25 protein-coding genes are annotated in these 23,000 nt (G+C 45.9%); 13 read left to right on the forward strand and 12 right to left on the reverse strand.

Annotated elements, in window-relative coordinates; all coding sequences use genetic code 11:
* Nucleotides 1-67: 67 nt before the first annotated feature.
* The gene (locus A4G20_06575; GenBank protein ID QIW16020.1) at nucleotides 68-1,063 is read left to right on the forward strand and encodes an EF-P beta-lysylation protein EpmB; all 996 of its coding nucleotides are present in this window, start codon (nucleotides 68-70) and stop codon (nucleotides 1,061-1,063) included.
* Here the strand turns inward: A4G20_06575 and A4G20_06580 are convergent.
* Nucleotides 1,060-1,812: an NADP-dependent 3-hydroxy acid dehydrogenase gene (locus tag A4G20_06580; GenBank protein QIW16021.1), complete on the reverse strand. Its 753-nt coding sequence runs from the start codon at nucleotides 1,810-1,812 to the stop codon at nucleotides 1,060-1,062. The two genes, A4G20_06575 and A4G20_06580, sit on opposite strands and share 4 nt — an antisense overlap.
* A 127-nt stretch (nucleotides 1,813-1,939) precedes the next feature.
* Here A4G20_06580 and A4G20_06585 point away from each other — a divergent pair, with 127 nt between their 5' ends.
* The 4 genes from A4G20_06585 (at nucleotide 1,940) to A4G20_06600 (ending at nucleotide 6,841) form a co-directional block, all read left to right on the forward strand.
* Nucleotides 1,940-3,244, forward strand: a complete 1,305-nt coding sequence (locus A4G20_06585) for an acetyl-CoA acetyltransferase (GenBank protein ID QIW16022.1) — start codon at nucleotides 1,940-1,942, stop codon at nucleotides 3,242-3,244.
* 16 nt (nucleotides 3,245-3,260) lie between these two features.
* A complete protein-coding gene (locus A4G20_06590; protein QIW16023.1) occupies nucleotides 3,261-5,375 on the forward strand; it encodes a fatty-acid oxidation protein subunit alpha in 2,115 nt (704 codons plus the stop codon).
* Nucleotides 5,376-5,409: 34 nt separating this feature from the next.
* Entirely contained in the window at nucleotides 5,410-6,258 is an 849-nt protein-coding gene (locus A4G20_06595; protein ID QIW16024.1) for a hypothetical protein, read from the forward strand.
* A gap of 76 nt (nucleotides 6,259-6,334) precedes the next feature.
* On the forward strand, nucleotides 6,335-6,841 hold the full coding sequence (locus A4G20_06600; protein ID QIW16025.1) for a dihydrofolate reductase: 507 nt from the start codon (nucleotides 6,335-6,337) through the stop codon (nucleotides 6,839-6,841).
* A 31-nt stretch (nucleotides 6,842-6,872) separates the two neighbouring features.
* On the opposite strand, the gene A4G20_06605 is transcribed toward A4G20_06600, so the two are convergent.
* Together A4G20_06605 and A4G20_06610 are read right to left on the reverse strand one after the other, a co-directional pair.
* On the reverse strand, nucleotides 6,873-7,508 hold the full coding sequence (locus A4G20_06605; protein ID QIW16026.1) for a hypothetical protein: 636 nt from the start codon (nucleotides 7,506-7,508) through the stop codon (nucleotides 6,873-6,875).
* On the reverse strand, nucleotides 7,492-8,142 hold the full coding sequence (locus A4G20_06610; protein QIW16027.1) for a hypothetical protein: 651 nt from the start codon (nucleotides 8,140-8,142) through the stop codon (nucleotides 7,492-7,494). The genes A4G20_06605 and A4G20_06610 overlap by 17 nt, the downstream gene beginning before the upstream one ends.
* Nucleotides 8,143-8,246: 104 nt before the next feature.
* Between A4G20_06610 and A4G20_06615 the strand changes: the two genes are divergently transcribed.
* The gene (locus tag A4G20_06615) at nucleotides 8,247-9,404 is read left to right on the forward strand and encodes a YggW family oxidoreductase (protein QIW16870.1); all 1,158 of its coding nucleotides are present in this window, start codon (nucleotides 8,247-8,249) and stop codon (nucleotides 9,402-9,404) included.
* Between the two features lie 94 nt (nucleotides 9,405-9,498).
* On the opposite strand, the gene A4G20_06620 is transcribed toward A4G20_06615, so the two are convergent.
* On the reverse strand, nucleotides 9,499-10,374 hold the full coding sequence (locus tag A4G20_06620) for a hypothetical protein (protein ID QIW16028.1): 876 nt from the start codon (nucleotides 10,372-10,374) through the stop codon (nucleotides 9,499-9,501).
* 210 nt (nucleotides 10,375-10,584) lie between these two features.
* Here A4G20_06620 and A4G20_06625 point away from each other — a divergent pair, with 210 nt between their 5' ends.
* The 4 genes from A4G20_06625 to A4G20_06640 all read left to right on the forward strand — a co-directional run bounded on the left by A4G20_06625 (nucleotide 10,585) and on the right by A4G20_06640 (nucleotide 14,798).
* Nucleotides 10,585-11,064 carry a thioredoxin-dependent thiol peroxidase gene (locus A4G20_06625; GenBank protein QIW16029.1) on the forward strand — a complete coding sequence of 160 codons (480 nt, stop codon included), beginning with the start codon at nucleotides 10,585-10,587 and terminating at the stop codon, nucleotides 11,062-11,064.
* Nucleotides 11,054-11,599: a D-glycero-beta-D-manno-heptose-1,7-bisphosphate 7-phosphatase gene (locus tag A4G20_06630; GenBank protein ID QIW16030.1), complete on the forward strand. Its 546-nt coding sequence runs from the start codon at nucleotides 11,054-11,056 to the stop codon at nucleotides 11,597-11,599. Before A4G20_06625 ends, A4G20_06630 begins: the two co-directional genes overlap by 11 nt.
* A gap of 202 nt (nucleotides 11,600-11,801) precedes the next feature.
* Complete coding sequence (locus A4G20_06635; GenBank protein QIW16031.1) at nucleotides 11,802-13,340, forward strand: NAD(P) transhydrogenase subunit alpha; 1,539 nt, start codon at nucleotides 11,802-11,804, stop codon at nucleotides 13,338-13,340.
* 9 nt (nucleotides 13,341-13,349) lie between these two features.
* Nucleotides 13,350-14,798: an NAD(P) transhydrogenase subunit beta gene (locus A4G20_06640; GenBank protein ID QIW16032.1), complete on the forward strand. Its 1,449-nt coding sequence runs from the start codon at nucleotides 13,350-13,352 to the stop codon at nucleotides 14,796-14,798.
* A 352-nt stretch (nucleotides 14,799-15,150) separates the two neighbouring features.
* Here A4G20_06640 and A4G20_06645 read toward each other — a convergent pair whose 3' ends face one another.
* The 3 genes from A4G20_06645 to A4G20_06655 all read right to left on the reverse strand — a co-directional run bounded on the left by A4G20_06645 (nucleotide 15,151) and on the right by A4G20_06655 (nucleotide 17,755).
* A complete protein-coding gene (locus A4G20_06645; protein QIW16871.1) occupies nucleotides 15,151-15,753 on the reverse strand; it encodes a transposase in 603 nt (200 codons plus the stop codon).
* Nucleotides 15,754-16,154: 401 nt separating this feature from the next.
* Nucleotides 16,155-16,823 (reverse strand): hypothetical protein, encoded by a 669-nt coding sequence (locus A4G20_06650; GenBank protein ID QIW16033.1) that lies wholly within the window; start codon nucleotides 16,821-16,823, stop codon nucleotides 16,155-16,157.
* A gap of 11 nt (nucleotides 16,824-16,834) precedes the next feature.
* Nucleotides 16,835-17,755: a hypothetical protein gene (locus A4G20_06655; GenBank protein ID QIW16034.1), complete on the reverse strand. Its 921-nt coding sequence runs from the start codon at nucleotides 17,753-17,755 to the stop codon at nucleotides 16,835-16,837.
* 100 nt (nucleotides 17,756-17,855) lie between these two features.
* Here A4G20_06655 and A4G20_06660 point away from each other — a divergent pair, with 100 nt between their 5' ends.
* The 3 genes from A4G20_06660 to A4G20_06670 all read left to right on the forward strand — a co-directional run bounded on the left by A4G20_06660 (nucleotide 17,856) and on the right by A4G20_06670 (nucleotide 19,383).
* Nucleotides 17,856-18,359, forward strand: a complete 504-nt coding sequence (locus A4G20_06660; protein QIW16035.1) for a MarR family transcriptional regulator — start codon at nucleotides 17,856-17,858, stop codon at nucleotides 18,357-18,359.
* 203 nt (nucleotides 18,360-18,562) lie between these two features.
* A complete protein-coding gene (locus tag A4G20_06665; GenBank protein QIW16036.1) occupies nucleotides 18,563-18,979 on the forward strand; it encodes a hypothetical protein in 417 nt (138 codons plus the stop codon).
* Nucleotides 18,980-19,038: 59 nt separating this feature from the next.
* Nucleotides 19,039-19,383: a hypothetical protein gene (locus A4G20_06670; GenBank protein ID QIW16037.1), complete on the forward strand. Its 345-nt coding sequence runs from the start codon at nucleotides 19,039-19,041 to the stop codon at nucleotides 19,381-19,383.
* A 238-nt stretch (nucleotides 19,384-19,621) separates the two neighbouring features.
* Here A4G20_06670 and A4G20_06675 read toward each other — a convergent pair whose 3' ends face one another.
* From A4G20_06675 to A4G20_06695, 5 genes are all read right to left on the reverse strand, one after another.
* Nucleotides 19,622-20,470 carry a hypothetical protein gene (locus tag A4G20_06675; GenBank protein QIW16038.1) on the reverse strand — a complete coding sequence of 283 codons (849 nt, stop codon included), beginning with the start codon at nucleotides 20,468-20,470 and terminating at the stop codon, nucleotides 19,622-19,624.
* Between the two features lie 44 nt (nucleotides 20,471-20,514).
* Nucleotides 20,515-21,297, reverse strand: coding sequence for a monofunctional biosynthetic peptidoglycan transglycosylase (locus A4G20_06680; GenBank protein ID QIW16039.1), 783 nt, complete (start codon nucleotides 21,295-21,297; stop codon nucleotides 20,515-20,517).
* Nucleotides 21,281-21,592 carry a Trp operon repressor gene (locus tag A4G20_06685; GenBank protein QIW16040.1) on the reverse strand — a complete coding sequence of 104 codons (312 nt, stop codon included), beginning with the start codon at nucleotides 21,590-21,592 and terminating at the stop codon, nucleotides 21,281-21,283. Before A4G20_06685 ends, A4G20_06680 begins: the two co-directional genes overlap by 17 nt.
* A gap of 59 nt (nucleotides 21,593-21,651) precedes the next feature.
* Complete coding sequence (gene lolA / locus A4G20_06690; protein QIW16041.1) at nucleotides 21,652-22,284, reverse strand: outer-membrane lipoprotein carrier protein LolA; 633 nt, start codon at nucleotides 22,282-22,284, stop codon at nucleotides 21,652-21,654.
* A 79-nt stretch (nucleotides 22,285-22,363) separates the two neighbouring features.
* A complete protein-coding gene (locus A4G20_06695) occupies nucleotides 22,364-22,882 on the reverse strand; it encodes a tRNA adenosine(34) deaminase TadA (protein QIW16042.1) in 519 nt (172 codons plus the stop codon).
* Nucleotides 22,883-23,000 lie beyond the last annotated feature (118 nt).

Consider the following 23,000-nt stretch of genomic DNA (forward strand, 5'->3'; position numbering starts at 1 on the left):
GCGCCATCTTTTAGGCATGTAAACACACTATCAAGCGGTCAAAAATTCCCAATTTTTTACAAATCCTGTGAATATCCTAACATCTTCCAAGCCCCAATGGCTGCAAGACCTGGCCCAGGCCATTAACGATCCCCTTGAACTGCTTAAGGCACTTGAGCTTAACCCTGCCGATTTCGCCCAAGACATTGAGGCTCGCAAACTCTTTGCCCTTCGAGTGCCTCGGCCCTTTGTGCAAAAAATGCGGAAAAAGGAACCGCTTGATCCGCTCTTTTTACAGGCCATGTCGGCAGGCCAGGAGTTTGAGAGGGTAGAAGGCTTTGTTAAAGACCCGCTGGAAGAGCAGCACAGCCCAGCACCCAATATTCTGCATAAGTACCACAACCGCCTGCTCTTTATGCTCAAAAATTCCTGCGCCATTAACTGCCGTTATTGCTTCCGCCGGCATTTTCCTTATGAAGAGGTTAAAAGCGGCAAGCGGGTGTGGCAGGAGGGCTTGGCCTATATTGCGGCCCATACAGAGCTGGAGGAAGTGATTTTATCGGGCGGCGATCCGCTCATGGCCAAGGATGAGGAATTAGACTGGCTCTTGAGCCAGTTGGAGGCCATTTCCCACCTCAAAACCTTACGCATTCATAGCCGTTTGCCAGTGGTGATTCCTAGTCGAATTACGGGCGAGCTTTGTCAGCGTTTGAGCCATTCACGCCTTAAAACCGTGCTAGTAACCCATATTAACCATGCCAATGAAATTGATGAGGTTTTGGCAGAAAAAATCGCCCAGCTTAAGCAGGCGGGTGTTACGGTCTTGAACCAGTCGGTGCTGCTCAAGGGCGTCAATGATAAGGCCCAAACCCTCAAAGACTTGAGTGACAAGCTCTTTGAGGCGGGCGTTTTGCCTTATTATTTACATCTCTTGGATAAGGTGGAAGGGGCAAGCCATTTTTATGTGAGCGATGAAGAAGCTTTTGCGATTTATAAGGAATTGCAAGCCATTACATCAGGCTATCTCGTGCCGAAATTGGCACGAGAAATTGCCTTTGAGCCGAATAAAACCTTGATGGGCTAGGCCTGGCGGCTGACGTTTAAGGCAGAAAAACTCTGCGCTGTTGGCATCACTTCAATACGGTTGATATTCACATGTTCTGGCTGCTGGTTGAGCCAAAGCACGATGTTGGCGATGTCTTGTGGGCTAACGTACTGGACCTTTTCATAAACCTTGGCGGCTTTTTCATCATCGCCCTTAAAGCGGACGTTGGAAAACTCCGTGCCGCCGCACAGGCCAGGCTCCACATTGCTGACCCGCACCTTGGTACCGGCCAAATCTGCCCGTAGGTTGAGGCTAAACTGCTTGACAAAGGCCTTGGTGCCACCATAAACATTGCCGCCTGGGTAGGGGTAGTTGCCGGCAATCGAACCGAGGTTAATCACATGGCCTTGGTTGCGGGCTACCATGTCAGGCAGGATGAGGCGGGTGATATTGACCAGGCCCTTGATGTTGGTGTCGATCATCTGCACCCAGTCCTCAATCTTGGCCTGATGAGCACCCTCTAGGCCCAGGGCCAAACCGGCGTTATTGACCAAAAGATGAACCGTTTGCCAGTCTTGCGGACGGCCTTGTAGGGCCTGTTCGGTGGCGGCTAAATCGCTAATATCAAAAGCAAGCGGGAGAAAGTTCTCGCCAAATTGCAATTTTAGATCGTTTAGGCGTTCAGCCCGTCTGCCCGTGCCGATCACCCGATAGCCTGCCTCAATCAAGGTTTGGCAAATGGCTCGGCCAAAGCCTGCGGTGGCGCCGGTTACTAATGCGGTTTTCATTTTTCACTCCTTTGTCTGTTTATTTGTGGCTGAAAATATACCCTAAATAGGTAATTTTCTAAACCCTTTATTTCTTTTCTGCTTGGGCGTGCTAAAATCAGCCTTATTTTTCACAAAGAGAAACAAGATGCCTAAACAGAACCTCCTAACCGCCCAAGGCGAGCGAGTGGCGGTGGTTGCAGGGGTTAGAACCCCCTTCACCCGCCGAGATAAGGGCTTTAAATCATCTTATGCGGCAGACTTAGGCACCATGGTGACCAACGAGCTTTTAAGCCGCCTGGCCATCGACCGCCAGCAGATTGAGCAGTTAGTCTTTGGCCAAGTGATTCAGCAACCTGATGTGCCTAATCTGGCCCGGGAAATTGCCCTGTCGCTCAATATGCCTCGTCTTCAGTCCTATACCTTGAGCAGCTCTTGTTTATCGGGCCTCCAGTCCATTGCCAACGTGGCTGGCTCTATTATTAGCGGGTCGGTTACAGCAGGCATTGCCGGCGGGGCAGACTCCATTTCCAATGCGCCCTTTACCCTCAGTTCAGTGGGCGTGCATAAACTCAAGGCCATTCTCAATGCCAAGACCTTAGAAGATAAATACCGCCTTTTCCGCCTCTTTTCTTGGCGGGACTTGGTGCCGCACGGGGTCAATCTCAAAGACTATATGACCCAGATGTCAGTGGCCGAAATTTCAGAACAAATGGCTCAAAAGCATCAAATCAGCAGGGCAGAGCAGGATGAATACGCCCGCCATTCCCACCAAAAGGCGCAAGATGCTTGGAAGTTGGGCATTTTGAAAGAAGATGTAATGACCTCCTTCCCCCGTCCCTACAGTGATTTTGTGGTCACAGACGACCTCATTCACGCCGCCACCCGCCCAGCCTACTACCAACGCTTTTCCCCTATTGTGCATAAGCACTATGCCACCGTCACTGACGCCAATATGCCGCAGCCTGCCGATGGGGCAGCTGCCGTATTACTGATGAACGAGGGCAAGGCCAAGGCCCTGGGTTACAAACCTTTGGGCTACATTAAAAGCTATGCCATTATGGGCAACGATATTTGGGACGATATGTTTGTTGGCGCTACCCTGGCCAGCGCCCAGGCCCTGGAGCGAGCCAGCCTTGATCTTGCTGATATGGACTATATTGATATTCACGAAACCTCGGCCAGCCAAATGTTAGCCAATATCCGCCTCTTAGAATCCGACCAATTTGCAAGAAATCAGCTCAACCGCACCGCTTGCTTGGGCAAGATTGATTTAGACAAGCTCAATGCCCTGGGCGGATCCATTGCCTTTGGCAACCCACGAGCCGTTACCAGCCTGAGGATTGTAATTCAATCCCTCAATGCCCTGAAACGCAAGGGCGGCGGCCTCTCTTTGGTGGCCTCCAGCGGTTTGGGTGGCCTGGGTGCAGCCATGGTCTTAGAAAGTGAGTAGGGCAGAGGAGAAGAAGATGATTGAACAAGATTCCCCATTTAAGGTAACCCTTGACGATAACCGCATTGCCATTGTGAAAATTGATGCCGACAATGCCGAAAACTGGCTGCCCGAGAGCTTTGTGGACGACTTGCGGGGCGTGATCGGCACGGTTTTATACCAGCAGGCTCGGGGCGTGATTTTTATTTCAGCCAAAGAAGATGTTTTTATCAAGGGCTTTAAGTTGGCAGGTTTGGCTGAAAAAAGCGATGAGCAGCTCAAGACCCTATCCCACGATATGCAGGCCGTTATGCGGGAAATCAACGTGCTCAAAGTGCCAGTAGTGGCCGCCATTCATGGCCACTGTTTCGGCCTGGGCTTGGAGCTGGCCTTGGCCTGTGATTACCGCCTGGCCAGTGAATCTGCCGACACCAAATTCGCCATGCCGCAGGTGCGTTCGGGCATTCTGCCCTTTGCGGGCGGCACTCAACGCCTGCCCCGTTTAATTGGCCTGCAAAATGCCACGCCACTCTTGCTCTCTGGCCAAAAAATTGGGGTGGAGAAGGCCTTAAGGCTGGGCCTGGTGGATAAAGCGGTGCCAAAAAGCGTACTTTTTGCAAGAGCCTACCAAATGTTGATGGACAATGCCATCAGCAAAATCAACCACCGCCAGGACAATCCCTCCCTCTTTAAACGCTGGCGTAAGCAGTTGGAAGGCAATAAATTCTTCCGCCAGAAATTTTTAGACCGAACCGAGAACCTGGTCTGGCTTAAGGCCTTCGGCAATTATCCAGCCGTGGAAAAAATCATTGAGCTGCTCAAAGAACCCCATTTCAAACCAGGCCTGGCCTTGGAGCAAGAAGCCTTTGTGGATTTGCTCAGAACAGAGCAGTCGCAAGTCCTGATTCGGCTCAAACAGACCGAACGCCAGATGAAGGCCCAATATGTTGAGATGGGTAATGTGCGGGATGTCTTACAAGTTAGCGTACTGGGCAGCGGCTTTATGGGGGCCGGTATTGCCTATTTAACCGCCAATAATGCCCGCGTGCCGGTGCGGATTAAGGACATTCACCCCTCTGAAATCCAAAAGGCCCTACGCACCTGCTACAACCTCATGCAGGCCGCCGTGGCCAAGAAAACCCTCAATCACGGCGAAATGGTGCAACGTATGAACCTGATTACCGGTGGCGACCGCTTAGTCGCTGCCCAGGCCACCGACTTTGTGATTGAAGCGGTGTATGAAAAGCTGGAACTCAAGCAGCAAATGGTGCGGGAGAGCGAGGCCTATTATGACGAACACGCCATTTTCGCCAGCAATACCTCCACCTTCAGCATTAAGGAAATTGCTTCTGTCGCCCAGCGGCCTGAAAATATCATCGGCTTCCACTATTTTAGCCCCGTGACCAAACGCAAGCTGGTGGAGATCATTCCCCATGAAAAAACCAGCCAGCACACCATTGCCACGGCCATTCACTTTGCCATTCAGCAGGGCAAGATCCCGCTTTTGGTGGCTGACAAGCAGGGCTTTTTCATCAACCGTATCTTGACCCCTTATTTGTTGGAGGCCATTCAGTGCCTGGTGGAAGGGGAGGGCATTGAGTTTATCGACCGCTCCCTGCAAGAGTTCGGCTTTAAGCTCGGCCCGCTGGCCATTATTGATGAAATGGGCCTGGATGTGATGGTGAAATCCAACCCAGCCCTGGTGGCCGAGCTAGGCCAACGTTTCGCCCTGCCTGAAAGTGTGGACAGCCTGATCAAAAATGAACGCAAGGGGCGGAAAAACAAGCGGGGCTTCTATTTATACGATTCCTACGGCAACCGCACCCAGGAAGATAAGAGTATCTACCATGTGATGGAAACCATCATGCGTAACGATATGGAGGCCGAGCAAATCGCCCGCCGCTGTATCCTGCGTATGATCAACGAGGCCTGTTGGTGCTTGCAAGATGGCGTGATTCGCTCCACTGACGAGGGCAATGTGGCCTCGGTGCTGGGCCTGGCCTTCCCTGAATTTCGGGGCGGAATTTATGCCTACATTGAAAAAGTGGGTGCGCCAACCATTGTGGAACAGTTGCAAAAACACGCCAAACTCCATGGCAGCCGCTTCGAGCCTTGCCAATGGTTGCTAGAAAAAGCCCAGCAAGCGGTGTAGAATAGGCGTTTTTTTACAAATATAAGGAAGAAAAATGGCCTTTGCCTCTCTTTTTACCCTCTTAGACGACATCGCCGCTGTGCTAGATGATGTGGCTGTGATGACAAAAGTCGCTGCCAAGAAAACCGCAGGTGTGGTAGGTGATGATCTGGCCCTTAACGCCAACCAAGTCACCGGTGCGACTGCCGAGCGGGAGTTACCCATCGTTTGGGCTGTGGCCAAGGGGTCGTTGATCAACAAGGTTATCCTGATTCCGATTGCCCTCTTACTCGCCGCTTTTCTGCCTGCCTTGATTGTGCCATTGCTTATGATTGGCGGCGCCTACCTTTGTTTTGAGGGGGTAGAGAAGTTGCTGCACAAGTTCTTCCATAAGGAAGAAGCGGTAGAGCAGCCAGTGGTTTTTGATGAAGCGGCCAAGATCAAGGGTGCGATTCGGACCGATTTTATCCTGTCCGCCGAAATCATCATTATTGCCCTGGGCGTGGTGTCTGCGGCCAGTATGACCACGCAAATTCTTTCCCTTAGCCTAATTGGTGTGGGCATTACCGTGGTGGTTTATGGCCTGGTGGCCTTGATTGTTAAAGCCGATGACTTGGGCCTTTACCTTATGCAGAAACCAGCCACCGCAGGCCTAGGCAAGGGGATCTTATGGCTTATGCCACGTTTTATGCGGCTGTTAAGCATTGTCGGCACCATTGCCATGTTCTTGGTCGGCGGCGGGATTTTCACCCACAACTGGGAAACCTTGCACCACATCTTGGCTGAATATAACTTGGTGGATGGGCTACTAGGTATGCTGGCCACCTTGGTGGTGGGCGTGATTATCGGCGCTATTTGCTGTGCAGTGATTTTGCCAGTGATGAAATTGTTTCACAAATCTTAATTCAAGAACAAGCGGGCTTAAATTTGCAAATTTTTGCAAAAAATAACCCGCTTGTTTATTTTTTAGGGGTCTTATTATGAAAATCAGCCTTATTGTTGCCCGCACCCTCAATCATGTTATCGGCAAGGACAATCAAATGCCCTGGCATTTACCTGTCGATTTAGCCTGGTTCCGCCAAAATACACTGGGCAAACCCGTGATTATGGGCAGAAAAACCTACCAATCCATCGGCCGGCTCTTGCCCAAACGGCCCAATATTATCTTATCCCGCACAGGTTTTGAGGTGGAAGGGGCCTTATCAGCCAGCAACCTAGACCAAGCCTTGGCCTTAGCAAAAGACTTAGGCCATAGCGAGGCCATGATCATTGGCGGCGGCGAACTCTTTAAACAAGCCTTAAACCTTGCAGATAAATTATACTTAACCGAAATCCAAGCCCAGATTGAGGGCGACACCTTTTTCGAGTTTGATGAAAGCCAGTGGCAGCTTAAACAAGAAAGCTGGTCAGAGATAGATGAAAACAATCCTTACCGCTGCCGATTTATGATTCTAGATCTTTCGCATAATGTAGATTATGTTAAATAAGATAAAATAAGGGAGCTTGAATGCTCCCTTTTCAGTATAACTGTCTTTTTAAGAGGTTAAGGGTTAAATCAGGTTGTTTAAAAAGCATAGTTTTATCGGTCAAGTGATTAAGTCCCTCTAAATCTTGTTTTGAAATATAGGTTATGGCCTCTCCTTGTATGGCATATTCAGCTTGAAAGCATTTATCCAAAGCCTGATCGCAGGCCTCTTCATTTTCGAGGATTGAGAAAAGATAATCCGAAAGCTGAGCGTTCAAAAGATCAATCATCAACCTTGAACAATCCAGGATATGCTCAACTTTATGCTCAATTAAAAAACTCAAAAAGGTATATAAGCACTCCCCGACTATTTTATAAGTGATATTCTCTGTTGTGCTGCTATATATTTCATCTGTATCAATGATTAAGCCATCACATTTTTCCCTTAAAGGGATAAGGGTTAAAGCATCATTTGTTTGTTTTGCGTTCTGATAAATGAAATCAAAGGTGAGAAAGGCATCTCCTTTTTGAAGGCCTCTATCCATTTCACTAATATCTATATGGCAATCAATATCCTGGTATAAAGTCACAATTCTATCAAGACAAAAAACACCAAAGCGTTTTTGTTGATTAAGGTTTAAAGCCCGTAAGGCTTTCCTTAAGGCCTCCTCCTTAAACTTTGTTATCATTTTCCTGCTCCTTTTTCCCAAACCTAAACTTTTTAAATCTTTTCGCCTTTTTAGACATTAAAAAGACAAAAACAAAGAACAGAATGCTCAAAAAAGCAAATAAGCTATTATAAACCCAATCATCAAATTTACCCGATTGCATGATGGTATAAGAGGCGAAATCCTTTTTTACATTATTATCGTAACTGACCCCGTCCCAAACGTATTCCTTAGGTGCAAAACCATAATTGAAAACCCGAATAGGATTATCTCGTGTGCCCTTGCCCTCTCTCCTTTCTTTAGGATGAACAAGCAAAAAGATAGGCCCCTTCTTAAGGCCTTTACTATAGCTGGCCAGGGGCTTAAAATCATGATCTCTTTTGCCCTTATGGAAATAATAGACAGCGTAATAAGTCTTATCTTTTCTCAACAAATAAATATCTGCCCGATCATGATACATATGGCTTCTCCAAGAACGCTCTACATATTCATAATTATCTAGCCGAATTTCTTCAGAGGCCTTCTTATAATCAAGCGTGTTCGAAAATAATAGGGCAAGAAGACGGGGGACAATAACTACACCCCAGAAAAGTAGGCCAGAAAAGAGGGCAATATGGGTTATATGATTAGAAAGATAGGTTTTTAATTTCATCATCTTATAGGTATCCTGTGGATCACGGCGCTTGTAAGCCAACTATAGCCAATTTACCTGCAAAATGCTACCATAAGACCCTTTTTAGCCACTATATCAAGACCTTAATGAACCTAAGCCTGCCGCCCCTGAGCCTTTATATTCACATTCCCTGGTGTGTACAAAAATGCCCTTATTGTGATTTTAACTCCCACGCCCAAAAGGGACTGATTCCTGAAGCGGACTATATCCAACATCTGTTGGCAGACTTCAGAGCTGATTTAGAGCGTTACAGGGTTGCGATAAGCCAGCGTAAGATCCACTCCATTTTTATCGGCGGTGGCACGCCCAGCCTCTTTTCGGCTGAAGGCATTGGCTATTTGCTGGCTCAAATCCGCCAACTGATTGATTTTGAACCCCATATCGAGATTACTCTGGAAGCCAACCCAGGCACAGCCGAGGCAGAACGCTTTATTGGCTACGCCCAGGCAGGCGTAAACCGAATTTCTATGGGCATTCAGAGCTTTGAACCTGAAAAACTGCTCAAGCTGGGCCGAATTCACGATAATCTTGAGGCCAAGCAAGCGGTGCATTTTGCCCAAAATGCTGCAAATTTTGGCCTTAAGAGCTTTAATATCGACCTCATGCACGGCCTGCCTAACCAGTCGGTGAAACAGGCCTTGAGCGATTTGGAGCAAGGCATTGCCCTCAATCCACCGCATTTGTCTTGGTATCAATTAACCATTGAACCCAATACTCTCTTTTATTCCCGCCCCCCTACCCTGCCCGATGACGATGAACTTTGGGACATCTTCGAGCAAGGCCATGCGCTTCTCACTCAAGCAGGCTATGAGCAATACGAAACCTCGGCCTATGCCAAGCCTGGTTTTCAGTGCCAGCATAACTTAAATTATTGGCGGTTTGGTGATTACCTGGCCATCGGTTGCGGGGCCCACGGCAAAATCAGCTATCCAACGGGTGAAATCTACCGCTTCAGCAAAACCAAACACCCCAAGGGCTATATGCGGGGCGAATATCTCTACAGCCAAGATCCAATCGCTTTAGAAGACCGCCCTTTTGAATACTTTATGAACCGCTTTCGCCTCTTAGAGCCAACGCCAAAAGCCGAGTTTGAACAATATACAGGTTTAAAACGTGACAATGTTGCGGAAATTATGGATTGGGCCCTTGCAAAAAACTACATCCAAGAGACCGCTTGCAGCTGGCAAATCACACAGCACGGCAAGTTGTTTTTAAATGAGTTGTTGGAAGGTTTTTTGAGATAGGCTTTTTGTAGCGTGGGCTTCAGTCCACGATGTTAGGTAAATTTTATCAATAACGTGGGCTGAAGCCCACGCTACCATCTGTCTTCTCCTGCTGTTAGTCCATTTTTGTATCAAAATTATCATAAGGAAGTCGTAATTTAATACGGGCGTCTTGAGCGTGACGGCAAGGATAAGTGCTAGAAATTTCATATTGCTTATCCCAATTTGCCTTTTTAATCTGGTCAATACATTGATTGTAGGTTACTTTGAGCTTTTCATAATCCTTGGTAAAGGCTTCTACGATTTCATCATTTTTAGCTTTAACGGTGTTTCCCCATGTTTTGCAAGGTTCATCAATCTTCATATAATCGCCTTTGAGACAATAGGTTTTTTCTTGGCTAAGTAAGGTTTCATAAGGCACTTGCGCCAGCTCTACTTGAGCCTGTTCGCCCGCAGCTCTTTTCCACACATCACAAGTAGAAAATTTGCGTTGATCTTGCTTGCAATAGTTTTCCCGTGTATTTAATAGGTTGGCCAAACCTTGGGATTTTAGTTCTTCAATGGCAGGATTGATTTTTTCATTATATAGTGTTTCCATAGCACGGCAATCTGAGCTGCGCTCAAAACCGATCGTATTCAAACAAGAAGAATTGAGTACCGTTTTGGTAAAATCTTGCCAAGATTGTGAGCCATACTGTTCAACCATTTTAGCCTTGGCTGCTTCCAGTTCCGCCTGCTCTTTGGCCTTACGTTCAGCTTCTACTTTTTCACGCTCAATACGGCGCTGCTCCTTAACCGCCCCTTCTGCTGCTAAACATTCAGTAAAGGCCTTATCTTCCTTTTTAAGTTTGCCTTCCCAAAAGGCCTTTTCACATTCTTTTAATTTAACCTTGGCTTCATCAAGATTTTTGGCATAGTAGGCCTGATCTTTTTCGCCGCAGGCCGTTAGCCCCAAGGCCATGGCCAAGAGGCTGTATTTCATCACTTTCATAAGCGTTCTCCTTTTGATTAAAGACTTATTTTAAGGTTTAAATAGGATTGCCAATCTTATTGTTTAAAAAGAATACGATTATTGTCAAGAAGAAAACAAAATCTTTACATTCTGTATATTCAAGGCCTAGTCAAAGAATATTGCAAAAAATCCTCAAATTTCAACCGCTTGTATAGTAATATATAGGCGGTTTTTTTACAGGATTTGATTATGAACAGATTAACAGCGGGGCAAAAGGCTCCAGAATTTACCCTCTTAGATGAAAACAGTCAGCCAGTCAGCCTTGCCCAATTTGCAGGCAAGAAGGTGCTGGTTTATTTTTACCCCAAAGCCCTGACCCCAGGTTGCACCACCCAGGCCTGTGGCTTGCGGGATAGCAAGAGCGAGTTAGATGAGCTTAATGTGGTGGTGTTGGGCATTAGCCCAGATCTCCCCAAAAAACTGGCCCAATTTAAGGAGAAAAAAGCCCTCAACTTTAGCCTGCTTTCCGACCCTGATCATGCGGTTGCAGAGGCCTTTGGGGTTTGGGGCGAGAAGAAATTTATGGGCAGGACCTATGATGGCATTCATCGTATTTCCTTTTTAATTGATGAAAAGGGCGTGATTGAGGCGGTTTTTGATAAATTTAAGACCAGCGACCACCATCAAATGGTTGTAGATTTTGTGCGGGGGTTAGGCCATGGCCAATAAGGCAATCTTCCTCGACCGTGACGGCACCATTAACATTGACCACGGCTATGTGCATAAAATTGATGATTTCCAAATCATTGAAGGCGTGGGCAAGGCCCTCAAGCTCTTGCAGGATAAGGGCTATTTGCTGGTTTTGGTGACCAACCAATCGGGCATTGCTCGGGGTTATTTTTCGGAAGACCAATTTTTGCAGCTAACCGAATGGTTCGATTGGTCGCTAGACGAAGACTACGGTGTGGTCTTGGACGGCATCTACTACTGCCCTCATCACCCAGACGGCCAAGGCCAATATGGCCAAGACTGTGACTGCCGTAAACCCAAGGCAGGTATGTTTAAAGAGGCCATGAGGGATCTCAATATCGATCCTGCCCAGTCCCTTATGGTGGGCGATAAACTCGAAGACCTGTTGGCTGCCGAAAATGCGGGGGTTAAAACCAAGATCTTGGTTCGCACCGGCAAGGCCGTGACGCCTGAGGCGGAAGCCAAGGCGGATAAAGTTTTGGATAGCTTGGCCGATTTGCCTAAGTATCTCTAAGTTCCCTTCTTAACAAGCGGGAGAAATTTGGCGATTTTTTGCAAATCGCCCCTGCCCTACCCGCTTGTCAGATCAAATTTTCATAAAAATCCCTAAATTTCCCCTTTAAAACTGTGCCAATTTCCTCATAAAAGTGGTACATTTACCCCCGTTTTATCTTAAAACGCAATCATTTTTAACTTTAAATCATACAGGAGTCTTTATGCTTATTGGTGTACCAAGAGAGCTGCTGGCGGGTGAAAATCGGGTGGCGGCAACGCCTAAGACCGTTCAGCAAATTTTAAAGCTCGGCTTTGATGTCATCGTGGAACACGATGCCGGTTTTAAGGCCAGTTTTGAAGACAATGCTTTTGTTGAAGCCGGTGCCACGGTTGGCGATCAGAAAGCCGTTTGGGCGGCCGATATTATCTTTAAGGTCAATGCCCCAACCGATGCGGAAATTGCCTTGATGAAGGAAGGCCAAACCCTGGTTAGCTTTATCTGGCGAGCTCAAAACCCAGAACTGATGGCTAAACTGACCGCTAAGAAAATCAGTGTGCTGGCCATGGATTCTGTGCCACGTATCTCCCGTGCCCAAGCCCTGGATGCCCTATCTTCCATGGCCAATATTTCGGGCTACCGTGCAGTGATTGAGGCCGCCAACGTCTTTGGTAGCTTCTTTACCGGCCAAATTACTGCGGCAGGTAAGGTGCCACCAGCCAAGGTGCTTGTGATCGGTGCAGGTGTGGCAGGCTTAGCCGCCATTGGTGCAGCCAACAGCCTAGGTGCTATTGTGCGGGCCTTTGACTCCCGTCCTGAGGTAAAAGAACAGGTCAAATCCATGGGTGCTGACTTCTTAGAAATCGATTTCAAAGAAGAAGGTGGCAGCGGCGATGGTTATGCTAAGGTTATGTCAGATGAGTTTAACCGCCGTGCTATGGAGCTTTATGCAGAGCAGGCCAAAGAGGTGGATATTATTATCACCACGGCCGCCATTCCAGGCAAACCTGCCCCTCGTTTGATTACCAAAGAAATGGTCGATTCCATGAAACCAGGTTCGGTAATTGTGGACTTGGCCGCTGCGACAGGGGGTAACTGTGAATATACAAAAGCAGGCGAAGTGGTGACAACCGATAACCAGGTGAAAATCCTAGGTTACACCGACTTCCCAAGCCGTTTACCGACCCAGTCCTCCCAGCTTTACGGCACTAACTTAGTGAATTTACTCAAGTTATTGGCACCAAATAAAGACGGCCAAATCGACATCAACTTTGACGATGTGGTCTTGCGTGGTGTGACCGTGGTGCGTGATGGGGAAGAAATCCCACCAGCCCAAATTCAGGTTTCGGCTCAACCGCAACAGGCGGCCAAAGCTACCCCACAAGCGGAGAAAAAAGAGGAAAAACCTGCAAATCCTAAGCTCAAATATGGCTTGTTGGCCGCAGCCGGTGTCCTCTTCCTCTGGTTGGCTTCGGTTGCACCTGCTGCCTTCCTGTCCCACTTTACCGTTTTCGTACTCTCTTGCGTAGTCGGTTACTATGTGGTTTGGAACGTCAGCCACGCCCTACACACCCCGCTTATGGCGGTGACCAATGCCATTTCGGGCATTATTATCGTGGGTGCGGTGCTGCAAATTGCCCAACCAACCGGGAATTTCTTTATTGATATTTTAGCCTTCTTTGCCATCTTGGTTGCCAGCATCAATATTTTTGGTGGCTTCAAGGTAACCCAACGCATGCTGGCTATGTTTAGAAAAGGTTAAGGAGAAACTATGTCTTTTGGATTTGTTACCGCGGCTTACATCATCGCCGCCATTCTCTTTATTATGAGCCTTGCCGGCCTTTCTAAGCACGAAACGGCCAAGGCAGGTTGCTGGTACGGGATTGTGGGGATGGGGATTGCCTTAGTGGCCACCATCTTCGGCCCTCAATCCCAGGGCACTTTCTGGATTCTCATTGCCATGGCCATCGGTGGTTTCTTGGGTGTGCGTAAGGCACTTAAAGTTGAAATGACCGAAATGCCAGAATTAGTGGCCATCCTTCACAGCTTTGTGGGCTTGGCAGCCGTCTTGGTTGGCTTTAACAGCTATGGCCTACACGTTGATGCGGTTATTCCAGGCGGCCTATCGCCAGAGCAGGTAGAGGCCTTTGTGGCTGAGCAAAAAACGCTTGCCAACATCCACAATGTGGAAGTTTTCTTGGGGATCTTCATCGGTGCCGTGACCTTCTCAGGCTCCCTGGTGGCCTTTGGTAAACTCAGCGGCAAGCTCTTCGGCCGCAAGGTTTCCTCTGCTGCCCTCAACATTCCTCACAAGCACAAGTGGAATTTAGCGGCTATTTTGGTATCGGTCTTTTTGATGATCGTGTTCCTAAACAATCCGCACAACATCTTCCCTGTGATGGTGATGACCGTAATCGCCCTCCTTTTCGGCTGGCACTTGGTGGCCTCCATCGGTGGTGCTGATATGCCGGTTGTGGTGTCTATGCTTAACTCCTATTCTGGTTGGGCCGCGGCAGCGGCAGGCTTTATGCTTAGCAACGACCTTCTCATCGTAACTGGTGCCCTAGTGGGTTCTTCTGGTGCCATCCTTTCTTACATCATGTGTAAGGCCATGAACCGCTCCTTTATTAGCGTAATTGCTGGTGGCTTCGGCACAGAAGTTCAAGCTTCAAAAGGTGATGAAGAATACGGCGAACACCGTGAAACCACGGCGGAAGAAGTGGCTGAAATGCTTAAAAATGCCAGTTCAGTGATCATCACCCCAGGCTACGGTATGGCCGTGGCGCAAGCCCAATACCCTGTGGCAGAAATCACCGCTAAATTACGCGAACGTGGCGTAAACGTGCGTTTTGGTATCCACCCAGTGGCAGGCCGTTTACCAGGCCACATGAACGTACTCCTAGCCGAAGCCAAGGTGCCTTATGATGTGGTGCTTGAAATGGATGAAATCAACGAGGACTTTGCGGATACGGATGTGGTACTTGTTATCGGGGCTAACGACACAGTAAACCCAGCCGCCCTAGACGATCCATCTAGCCCAATCGCTGGCATGCCAGTGTTAGAAGTGTGGAAGGCACAAAATGTGATTGTGTTTAAACGCTCTATGGCCGTGGGCTACGCCGGCGTCCAAAACCCACTCTTCTTTAAGGAAAATACCCAAATGCTCTTTGGGGATGCTAAAGAACGTGTGGATGATATTTTAAGAGCCTTAAATGGCTAATTCTCAGGCGGGTTAAACACCCGCCTTTTTCTTTTTGAGCGGTAAGCTCAAACTAAGTTTGCTATTGCCAATCTAATTTGGGCAAAGCAGGCACAATTCGGCTGGGATTAACATTGGCAAAAGAATAAAAATAATTCTGCACAATATAATCTAAATCCACGGTTTTTCTGATTGCACTTATTTTGTATAAATCAAGCATATATCGGTACAAATATTCAAACTCGGAAAGTGGTTTTAGACTGCATTTAAATAGCGTTGCATAAACCTTGGCATAGTAGACAAAATAGTTGCTGATTCGTCAAAAACTATGCCAAGTGGACAAAATAGTTGCTAATGTTTATTTTCTAAAATGTTAGCAGCTATTTTTATTCAAAAAATCCTTTATAAACATGGCTTTATGTTTTTTGCTTAATCCATTATGATTATTTAACTGTCGCTTCATATGTTTAAATAGCCCTTCAAGCCTATTTGTTGTCCTTTCTATATTTAAATCTGACCGTTCTTCAAAAGTAAATAAATATTTCATATACCATTTAAGGCTTGCATAAGCCCCTCTAACACTACGATGCTTATAAGGTAAATATCCCTTTTCATTTGGCTTATCACTTCTTTCTTTTAAATACTCTTCATGTTTTAAATACCAATAATGAAGGCGTTTGTAAAATTCATTTTTTGAACTCTCCACCAGTGTTTTTACGATAACTTTTAATTCTTTTCCCGCTTGTGATTGATGCTTTTTTCTGAGTTTTCTCATCACTATTGCAACCATATGAAACTGACACATCTGCACAGGTGCATTGAACAAGTCCTTCATCAGACCTCGCCTACCATCACAGGTAATGGATTGTATTATATAGCTTTTTTCTCTCAATCTATTAAGTGCCAGCTTATAGTAAACGTCTTTTTCTGTTCTTACAAAACAGTGAAATACCACTTTCTTTGTATGAGAGTCCATTAACACTAATACGCCGAAATTACGCTTAAAAAAGGTAGTGTCCATAATTATATTAAGCGATGTGCTTTGAGGTGGATGTAATAATGTTTTAGGAGCTTTATCAATATATCTTTGGATAGTTCTAACCGAACAATGATACTTATTGGCAAGCTGTTGATAAGTTTGTTTTCCTGAAGTGTAATCATCCCAGATCTGTATTGGGTCTAATTTCTTTTGATGGGTAAAGGTTTTATGGCATTGATTACAATAATAACGCTGAATGTTATTTTGTTTACCATGTTTCTTGATATTCGCACTTTGGCAGAAAAGGCAGTTTTTTGTTCATTTTTCAAAAAGAGGGCTTAAAGCCTTGTACTATAAGGCTTTAAGCCACTTTTTAGCAACTATTTTGTCTATTATGCCTAAACCTTTTCAAAGCGAATTAAGGTCGGGAACAAGAAAAAATCACTTAAGGTTATCTCATGGCCAAATAAATAGGGCTGATGTTGCAAACGCTTATTCAAATCTGCCAAATCAGCAAAAAATTCTGAAAGTAATGTATCATAATCAGCTTGGTTTCTACAAAAACCAATTTGATATACTTTGGCAGTAATATGGTCGTTTAGCCAATGATTTAGGGCGATAATTTCATTTTTTAAGGGGTTTGGCACAAGAATATGGGGATTTTTCGCCACATTTTGCCAGTTTGTTGCCAAGTTCAATGCCAACTCTGCCGAGCTGTTGGAGGCAATTTTCTGTTCCGCCTTATCCCAAAGTACAGGAACGGTTGCCCTGCCTGAAAAATCATGTTGGTGTTTTTGGTAAATTTCATACAGATGGTGTCGGTTTAAAATAGGGTCGGAAAAATGTTGGTCAAAAATCCAACCATCTGTTTTTAAAGAAGATACAGATGAAACCGTAATCGGTAAGCCCAAAAACTGCACCACCAAATTGGCACGGTGGGCATAAGGGCAAGCCAGTGAAATATACAAATGATAGCGGTCAGCTTGTACAATGGTCGCAGTTGGAATGAGCGTTGCATTTTCCACAGATTCATCGGCAACCCAAACACCTTTATTAAGTAAAGACATAAAAACTCCTCTTAAATCAAACGAATACAAGCCACACCAGCCAGTAATAAGATCACGCCAGCAACCTGTAGCCATGAAACGGCTTTTTTGGCTGTGCCAAACCAACCGAATTTATCCACCAACAGACTGCCGACAATCAAGCCAAGCAACATCAACATTACCACTGAACCTGTGCCGATCTGTGGCACAAGCCACACACTGGCAAAAATAAACAGGCCTGCCAACACACCGCCAAACCAAATCCATAGCGGTTGATTTTTAGGCGACTTTGTTAAATGGGACAGGCTTTTTTCATAAAATAATACGATGAATAACAGCCCCAGTGTTCCCACCAAAAAGGACACCAGCGATGAGGTTAAAGGCGACCCCAGCACTCGCCCTAGCTCGCCATTGACGGCGGCCTGCGTTGCCATGCCCATGCCGCCCAAAATACCCAAACCACGCCATAGCCATAAGCCTTTGCCATGTGTTTGCCTGTTTAAGGTTTTGATATTGGGCAAAACCACCGCCACCACAACACCAAGTAACACAAGGCTAACCCCAAGCATTCGGCTGCTTGAAAAAGCGATTTGTTTGGCGTTCAACCAAGCAAACGTATCAATCAAGACTCCCATCAAAACTTGCCCCAAAATGGGCATCACCGCCGTTTGCACACCACCTAATTTAGGGAAAATCAGCACATTGACCGTTAAACTAATCATGCCCAACACACCACCAAGCCAGGCCCAAAACGGTACATTCTGTAAAACAGGCTGGCTAATCATTAAGGAATTGCCTGACAAAAACGATAACATCAGCAAAAATAAAAAACCGACAGAAAAAGAAACCAGCGAAGTTAAAAACGGCACAGACAAATGTAAGCGTAAACGCGCATTCACGGCAGACTGAAAGGCAATGCCCATACCTGCCAAAATACCAATCAATAAAATCATCATAAAACCCTTATTATATAAATGGATTGCCAAAAAACTATCTTAATGCTAAGATAAATTCAGTTTAGTACCTATTTATCTTAATGTAAAGATATTTTTTATGAAAAACACACTCCCCACTGATAAAGTAGACGACATCATCAGCCAATGGCAAACTCAACACCCAGATTTTGCCTTAAAATCCATGGCTATTTTAGGGCGTTTGCAAAGCTGTGCCGCTATGCTTGAACCGCTTTTAACCGCCAAATTCGCTGAATTTGGGCTAAATTATGGCGAATTTGATGTATTGGCGACTTTACGGCGATCTGGCGAACCCTTTGTCTTATCGCCTACCGAACTTTATTCGACCCTGATGATTACATCAGGTGCCATAACCAATCGCTTAAAGCACTTAGAAAACAAGGGCTTAATCGAGAGAAGGCCCAATCCAAACGACAGCCGCAGCCTGCTGGTTGCCTTAACTGATGAGGGCAAAGAGCTAATTGATCAGGCCTTTATGGCCCACTTGGAAAATGAGAATAGGCTGTTGGAAGATCTATCAGATGAGATGTTGGAAAATTTAAATCAAGGATTGAAGGCCTTGTTATTAGCATGGGGAAAATAATAAAGCATGCTTTAATAAGCGGTCAATTTTTGCCAAAAATTTGCAAATTTTAAGGGAAACTGAACCGCTTGTACCCTCTAAAGAAGCGAAAATGGAACAGGATCGATGGCGCCAGCGCCCTCGCTGGTGCCGTGGTTTACTTAAAAATCTATGGATAAAAAAGAAGCAGCAGCTGGTGGCTGGTTCTATCGGAGATATAATTTATGCAATTAATTATTTTTAATAATTCTGTAAACGGCTATAACTTGGGAGAAGTTTACTCTAAAGATGCTTTATTAAATCAGGAGATTTTCTTTGAATTTGACAAGGGAAAATCACAACGACTTATTGCTATCAGTGCAAAAAGCATTAAAGAATTCTATTTAAACAATAAAAAGATAACCTTTGACAATTTTGAAAATTTTTTAGAAAAAAATTCTGTACTTATAGAAAATCACATTCACTCTACACACTATATTTTTAAAGAATACAATATTTGCATTGTTTTATTGAGTGGATATAATTATTTTGCGGAGGTTTTGATTTATGATGAATCAATCAAAGAACTATATGAAAACAATTTAGCCGCTTTTTCAAGCGACATCTACAAGAAGCCACAAGCTTTTTTGAAAATCAACTAAAAGTCGAGCCTTATTTTTCATTTGATCAGTTTTATTTTGGGATGAGTTTTGAGGATTTTGTGAGAATATTAAACAAAAAACATCCTTTCAATGAAAATAATAAGAGAATAATTGAGATTGATCAGGTGCTATTTTCCTTTAGAGGAGAAAGGTTTAATGAAGTACTTGTAGATAAAAAAGTAAATAAAAACATAGAGATCTATATTTCTGATTTTTGCATTACCAATAAAGAGGATTTACTAGTTCTTAAAAATGAATACTCCTTTATAGAAAGAAGAGATGGCAGGATTGTTTTTAATGATCTGGGCTTTAGTGTAGACCGTGAATGCAAAGAGTATTATTTTTTTCATAAAGACCTTTTGCCATTTTGGAGTAATCCATATCGTCCAATTACTAGTTGGTAGTTTTTTGACTTAACAAGCAGTTAAATGGTTGAATTTTTTGCAAATTTTAAGGGAAACTGAACCGCTTGTACCCTCTGAAGATGTAAAAAATAGAACAGGGTCGATGGCGCCAGCGCCCTCGCTAGTGCCGTGGTTTACTTAAAAATCTATGGGTAAAAAAGAAGCACCAGCCTAGAGGCTGGCGCTATCGGAGGGTTCAGTTTTATGATGGCGTGGGTGCAAGCCCACCCTACGTTTGCTAATTGGAAAAGGTATTACACACATTCGGATTGCCGGCCTGCAAGCCCTTTCTGAACCAGGCCAAACGTTGGGCGGATGAGCCGTGGGTGAAGCTGTCTGGCACGATGCGGCCTTGGTTTTGCTGTTGCAGGCGGTCATCGCCCACCGCTTCAGCGGCTAAGAAGGCTTCCTCAACATCGCCCTGCTCTAACTTGCCTTCACGCTGTAATTGATAGCCCCATACGCCTGCAAAACAGTCGGCCTGTAATTCTACATTGACGGAAATTTTATTGGCGGCTGTTTGGGAGCGGGCGTTTTGCTGGGCGGCTTGGGTCTTGCGGCTAATGCCCAGGAGGTTTTGGACGTGGTGGCCGACCTCATGGGCAATCACATAGGCAAAGGCAAAATCGCCCGAAGCCTTGAGTTTGTATTTCATATCATCGTAAAAGGACAGATCCAGGTAGATCTTCTCATCGGCCGGGCAATAAAAAGGCCCCATCACAGATTGGCCTGTGCCGCAGGCCGTTTGGGTTGCTCCACGATAAAGCACCAACTTGGGTTCACGGTAGGTCAGGCCATTTTGGTTGAAATAGTCAGCCCAAATTCGTTCGGTGGTATAAAGCACCTTGCGGGAGAGGGTGTTAAGTTCGGCTTCTTCGGCGCTTGGTTGATAGCTGCCCTGCTGCTCGGTATAAGAAGACTGCTCACCCAAACTGACAATGCCTGATAAATCCACGCCATAATAGGCCCCAACCAAGACGATAATCAGGCCTAAGAGGGAGCCTTTCCCCTTGCCTGATACTCGGCGGCCCGACTGGGCGCGGCGATCTTCCACATTGCGGCTTTCTCTTTCATTTTCTAAACGCATAGTCTTTCCTTATTTGTAAAAAATTGATCATTTGTGACCGCTTGTTAGCCTGATAAACGGCCTAAATATGCCCTGCCGCCCAGGTTTTGAACCTGCCGCATGATCCAGTCTTGCTTTTTCCGCATAATGGTGCCAGGCCGATTGACCTTATAGATATGCGGATTGGGCAAACTGGCAGCCAGCAAGGCGGCTTCTTGCATGGTCAGCTGGCTGGCCTTTTTCTTGAAATAATGCTGGGCGGCGGCCTCGACCCCAAAAATGCCTGGGCCAAATTCGGCGATATTGAGGTAGATTTCTAAAATCCGTTGCTTGCTCCAAACCGTTTCCGTCAGCAAGGTCAATGGCACTTCAATGCCCTTACGCACCCAGCTTGTACCGTGCCAGAGGTAGAGGTTCTTCACCACCTGTTGGGAAAGGGTGGAAGCCCCTCGCAGTTTCTTATTTTTCCGCTTTAAAACACTTTCAATGGCCGCTAAATCCAAGCCAAAATGGTTGTCAAAATTCTGATCTTCAGCCGCAATCACGGCCATTTGCATCTGCCAGGCAATGCGGTCTAGGCTGGCCCATTGATATTGGATCTTATAGGGTTGGCCCTGCCATAAATGACTGATTTTTTGTTGGGCCATATAGGCTGAAAAGGGAATGGGCAGGAGAGAAAAAATCAAGGTCAGGCTTAAAAAGAAGCTGCCCAGGGCCAGGCTGATTCGGCTAAAGCCAAACCAAAGCCATTGTCCCAGGCCTTGTAATTCTTTGGGCAGAAAGAATCCCACCAATTTGCCCAACCAAGTTTGAGATCTTCTGCGGGAGGATTTACGCTTTCTGGCCATTAAACTTCTGGTTTACCCAGGCTAAAATTTGTGGGTCAATGGTTTTAAGTTGGTTAGAGCCACGAGTGATAGTGGCGGCACTGGTGTTGAGGCGTTGCTGAATTTCACGCTGGGAATGTTGGTTGCCTAAGAGCAGGCCAACAATTTGCACCCGCAGGCCCAGGGAGCTGCGTTCATCAGGGGTCAGCATAATAGATAAAAGCTCTTCCAGTTTATCCTCTGCCACGGCCTGTCGAACAAGCTCAAGAAAATCTTGCCATTCTTGCGGATCACGTTGGGTGTAGGGTAATTTCATGAGGCCTCCAAGCAAGCGGTCGGGATTTGCAAAAAATCCACAAATCCCGACCGCTTGTTTTATTTTTTCTTGCTGCGTTGGTCGTCCAACTCTGCCCCTTTCGGCAGGTTAAACTTGAATAGGCTGTCGTTTACGTTGGCGGTGGACACATTGCGAAGCACATAGAGATTGCTCTGCCCATCTCGTTCAATGGTGCTAAAGCCCTTTAAGAGGCCGTTGGCATCAATACGAACATCAAACTGCTTGATGGCACTCTTTTTGGATTTTGGCTTGAGCACAAAGTTATCCATATTTTGCGTGACAGTGTATTGTTCCCAGTGGCGCTTATCATTGCTGGTTAAAAGCACAAAAGGCGTATCGCTGACCGCGTCCTTGACCCAGTTGGCTGTCGCTTGCGATACAAAAGGATCATAGAACCACAGGGTTGAACCATCTGAAACAATCAGGTTTTCCTGTGGGCTCTTGGTTTCCATTCTAAAGAGGTTTGGGCGTTTAACATAGAACTTACCCTGACCTTTCTGCACTTCCTTGCCCTTGGCTGAACGCACCGTTTGGTCAAAATCCGCCCCGTATTGCACGGCCTGATCCAAGCGTTTTTGCAATTCTGCCACCGCTTGTGGATTGGCCCAAAGGGCGCTGCTCATGGTCATCAAGCCTAAAACCAATGCGGATTGTTTAAATAATGCTTTCATAATATTCCTTGATAGAAAAAAGGTAATCCTAAGATTACCGTTTTTAAGAATAGTTCCAATTATAGCCCAATCAGCCCTTTCACTCACGCTTTAATTTTTGCTCCTTCCGCCTTTTTTGGAAGAAGTGGCTAATTTTTTGGCTGCATTGCTCGGTCATTACTCCGCCTCGAATCTCCAGAAAATGGTTCATTTTATAGTCTTCAAACAGATGGAAGCGAGAGCCAACCGCCCCCGTTTTATAGTCACTGGCTCCAAAAACCAAACGGCTAATGCGGCTATGCAAAATAGCCCCGGCACACATGGGGCAAGGCTCTAGGGTCACATAAAGGGTGGTATCCAGTAGGCGATAATTTCCCAGCTTGTCCGCCGCTTGTCGTAAGGCTTGAACTTCTGCGTGAGCCGTAGGGTCAGACTGCACAATCACTCGGTTCCAGCCCTCTCCCAAAACATTCCCCTGGCTATCCACCAAAACCGCTCCCACGGGGATTTCGCCCTCCTGTTCAGCACGATCTGCCAGCTCAAGGGCATATTGCATAAAGTGAAAATCTTGCTGGGAAAGGGTAAGCGGGCAAGAGGTTTGGGTGGGTTGGATAAACATAGGGCTTATAACTTACATGAAAAAGCCACTTTGCAGTGGCTGATAAACTATTTTTTATTTTCTTGGGCTAACAAGCAAATTGTTTCAAAATTTCAAATAGAAGCCTGCATTATACACA

This window comes from Pasteurellaceae bacterium RH1A (assembly GCA_012221805.1).
In the GTDB taxonomy this organism is placed as follows: domain Bacteria; phylum Pseudomonadota; class Gammaproteobacteria; order Enterobacterales; family Pasteurellaceae; genus RH1A.